The sequence below is a fragment of the Pseudomonas sp. SDO5591_S426 genome, from assembly GCF_054070755.1.
Window position 1 is genome coordinate 1 of record NZ_JBSVXD010000351.1, and the last position, 2,910, is coordinate 2,910.

Annotated in this window: 3 protein-coding genes; 2 read left to right on the plus strand and 1 reads right to left on the minus strand. The window is 62.4% G+C overall.

What is annotated here, in order from left to right; translation table 11 throughout:
- Window positions 1-38: 38 nt before the first annotated feature.
- Entirely contained in the window at window positions 39-737 is a 699-nt protein-coding gene (gene pyrF / locus ACW9JC_RS29760; protein ID WP_172668695.1) for an orotidine-5'-phosphate decarboxylase, read from the minus strand.
- Window positions 738-1,032: 295 nt separating this feature from the next.
- On the opposite strand from pyrF, the gene ACW9JC_RS29765 reads away from it, so the two are divergent.
- Both ACW9JC_RS29765 and ACW9JC_RS29770 read left to right on the plus strand, forming a co-directional pair.
- Window positions 1,033-1,791 carry a response regulator gene (locus ACW9JC_RS29765; protein ID WP_448106735.1) on the plus strand — a complete coding sequence of 253 codons (759 nt, stop codon included), beginning with the start codon at window positions 1,033-1,035 and terminating at the stop codon, window positions 1,789-1,791.
- Entirely contained in the window at window positions 1,791-2,843 is a 1,053-nt protein-coding gene (locus tag ACW9JC_RS29770) for a sensor histidine kinase (RefSeq protein WP_457459516.1), read from the plus strand. Before ACW9JC_RS29765 ends, ACW9JC_RS29770 begins: the two co-directional genes overlap by 1 nt.
- Window positions 2,844-2,910 lie beyond the last annotated feature (67 nt).

Below are 2,910 nucleotides of genomic sequence, written 5' to 3' on the forward strand. Positions count from 1 at the left end.
GGATTCCCCTGTAGGAGCTGGCGCAGCCTGCGATCTTTTTACGCCAGTTCAGCCACCACCGAAGCCAACGCCTTGGCCGGATCGGCCGCCTGGCTGATCGGTCGGCCGATCACCAGATAATCGGAACCGGCATCCAGCGCCTGACGCGGGGTCAGGATGCGGCGTTGGTCGTCCTGGGCGCTGCCTGCCGGACGAATCCCCGGGGTCACCAGTTGCAGCGACGGGTGCGCGGATTTCAGGGCCTGGGCTTCGAGGGCCGAACACACCAGACCATCCATCCCGGCTTTTTCCGCCAGTGCAGCCAGGCGCAGCACCTGCTCCTGCGGTTCGATGTCCAGGCCAATACCTGCCAGGTCCTCACGTTCCATGCTGGTCAGCACGGTCACACCGATCAGCAACGGCTGCGGGCCGCTGCGCTTGTCCAGCACTTCACGGCAAGCCGCCATCATGCGCAGGCCACCGGAGCAGTGCACGTTGACCATCCACACGCCCATCTCCGCTGCCGCTTTCACGGCCATGGCGGTGGTGTTCGGAATGTCGTGGAACTTGAGGTCCAGGAACACTTCGAAACCCTTGTCGCGCAAGGTGCCGACGATTTCCGAAGCACAGCTGGTGAAGAGTTCTTTACCGACTTTGACCCGGCACAGCTTCGGGTCCAACTGATCGGCCAGCTTCAGTGCGGCGTCACGGGTGGGGAAATCCAGGGCGACGATGATGGGAGTCTGGCAGGCGGACATGAGTGGGCTCTCAGGCAAGTCGAAATCGGCGCGCATTGTAGCGGAACCAAGGGCGCTGCGGGACCCGATGATCGGTAAATCGTCGATAACGCTCAGGCAAGACTAGCCTTTGCAGCAATTGTGTCGAGTTCGGTACATTCCCGACACGCCCACAACACCCTCGCCCGCTACCCTCGCCACCCGCAATACGTCCTTACAACAGCACTTCCCGCCCCCGGGCCGGACGCCTATGCTGAAACCACAACCTCGCAGCCCATCTTTGTGGTTGGCAGCTACCTGGCAGATGAACGCACGCATGCACAACACCCAAGCTCCCGTGAACGATGATCAAAAAGCGCTCGGCGACGACAAACGCTGGAACATTCGCGCCCTGATCGTCGACGATGACGTCCCGATCCGCGAACTGATGATCGACTACCTGGCCCGGTTCAATATCCACGCCAGCGGCGTCACGGATGGCGCCGCCATGCGCCAGGCCATGCAAGCGGAGCATTTCGACGTGGTGGTGCTCGACCTGATGCTGCCCGGCGAAGACGGCCTGTCGCTGTGCCGCTGGCTGCGTGCCGAGTCGGACATCCCTATCCTGATGCTCACCGCCCGCTGCGAGCCCACCGACCGGATCATCGGCCTGGAACTGGGCGCCGACGACTACATGGCCAAGCCGTTCGAGCCACGGGAACTGGTGGCGCGCATCCAGACCATCCTGCGCCGGGTGCGCGATGACCGTAGCGAACAACGGGCGAACATCCGTTTCGACAACTGGCGCCTGAACAGCGTGCTGCGCCAGTTGATCGCCGCCGATGGCCTGGTGGTGCCGCTGTCGAATGCCGAATTCCGCCTGCTCTGGGTGTTCATCGAGCGTCCACGCCGGGTCTTGAGCCGCGAACAATTGCTGGACGCCGCCCGCGGTCGTTCGATCGAAGCCTTCGATCGCAGCATTGACCTGCTGGTGTCGCGCTTGCGGCAGAAACTCGGTGACGATCCGAAAGCGCCACAACTGATCAAAACCGTACGCGGGGAAGGCTACCTGTTCGATGCGCGAGACATCGGCTGATGCGCGGGCGCTTCGATACGCTGTTCGGTCGCCTGTTTGGCGTGCTGCTGATCGCGATCATCCTGGCGCACCTGTTGGCGTTTGCCTGGTTTCACTATTACGGCCCGCCACCGCCTCCGCCGCCACCACCAGAGTTTTCCGAAGGTTTTGACGGACAGCCTCCGCCAGTGGACCCGCGTTTCAAAGACCGTCCACCACGACCGTGGTTTGGCGGACCGGTGGTGCCGCTGACCTTTCAATTGATCTCGCTGATCATCGCGGCCTGGTACGGCGCCAAACTGCTGAGCCGGCCCATCCAGCGCCTGAGCGACGCCGCCGAGCGCCTGAGTGAAAACCTCGACAGTCCGCCACTGGATGAATCCGGCCCGCGGGAAGCACGGCAAGCGGCGCATACCTTTAACAAAATGCAGCGACGCATCATCGAGCAGGTCAAGCAACGCTCACGGATGCTCGGCGCGGTGTCCCACGACCTGCGCACGCCGCTGTCACGGTTGAAGCTGCGGCTGGAACAGATTGACGACGACAAATTGCAAGGCCAGATGCGCCAGGATCTGGACGACATGATCAGCATGCTCGACGCCACCCTCACCTATCTGCACGAGCAACGCACCAGCGAGGCGCCGCAATGGATGGATGTGCAGGCACTGGTCGAGTCGTTGAGCGAAAACGCCCAGGACCAGGGTGCCGATGTCCAGGCCAGCGGCCATTGTGCGCCGCTGCAAGTGCAGCCGATGGCATTGCGCTCCTGCGTCAACAACCTGCTGGACAATGCCTTGCGCTATGCCGGACAGGCGTTGATAACGCTGGAAGACCATCGTGAACAATTGATCATCCGGGTCATCGACCACGGACCGGGGATTGCGGCGGAACAACGTGAAGCGGTGTTTGAACCGTTCTTCCGTCTGGAAGGTTCGCGTAATCGAAATTCGGGGGGCGTTGGTCTGGGGATGACCATTGCCCGTGAAGCGGCTGAACGTCTGGGCGGGCAGTTGAGCCTGGAAGAAACGCCGGGAGGCGGGCTGACAGCGATGATCCGCCTGCCGCGACCCTGAATATCGCGGCGATCCACTGTAGGAGTGAGCCTGCTCGCGATGGCGTAGTGTCAGCCAACATACATGT

Bases quoted from the DNA above. Each gene is read 5' to 3' on its own strand.
- pyrF (WP_172668695.1), bottom strand. From the start codon at position 737: ATGTCCGCCTGCCAGACTCCCATCATCGTCGCCCTGGATTTCCCCACC.
- ACW9JC_RS29765 (WP_448106735.1), top strand. From the start codon at position 1,033: ATGCACAACACCCAAGCTCCCGTGAACGATGATCAAAAAGCGCTCGGC.
- ACW9JC_RS29770 (WP_457459516.1), top strand. From the start codon at position 1,791: ATGCGCGGGCGCTTCGATACGCTGTTCGGTCGCCTGTTTGGCGTGCTG.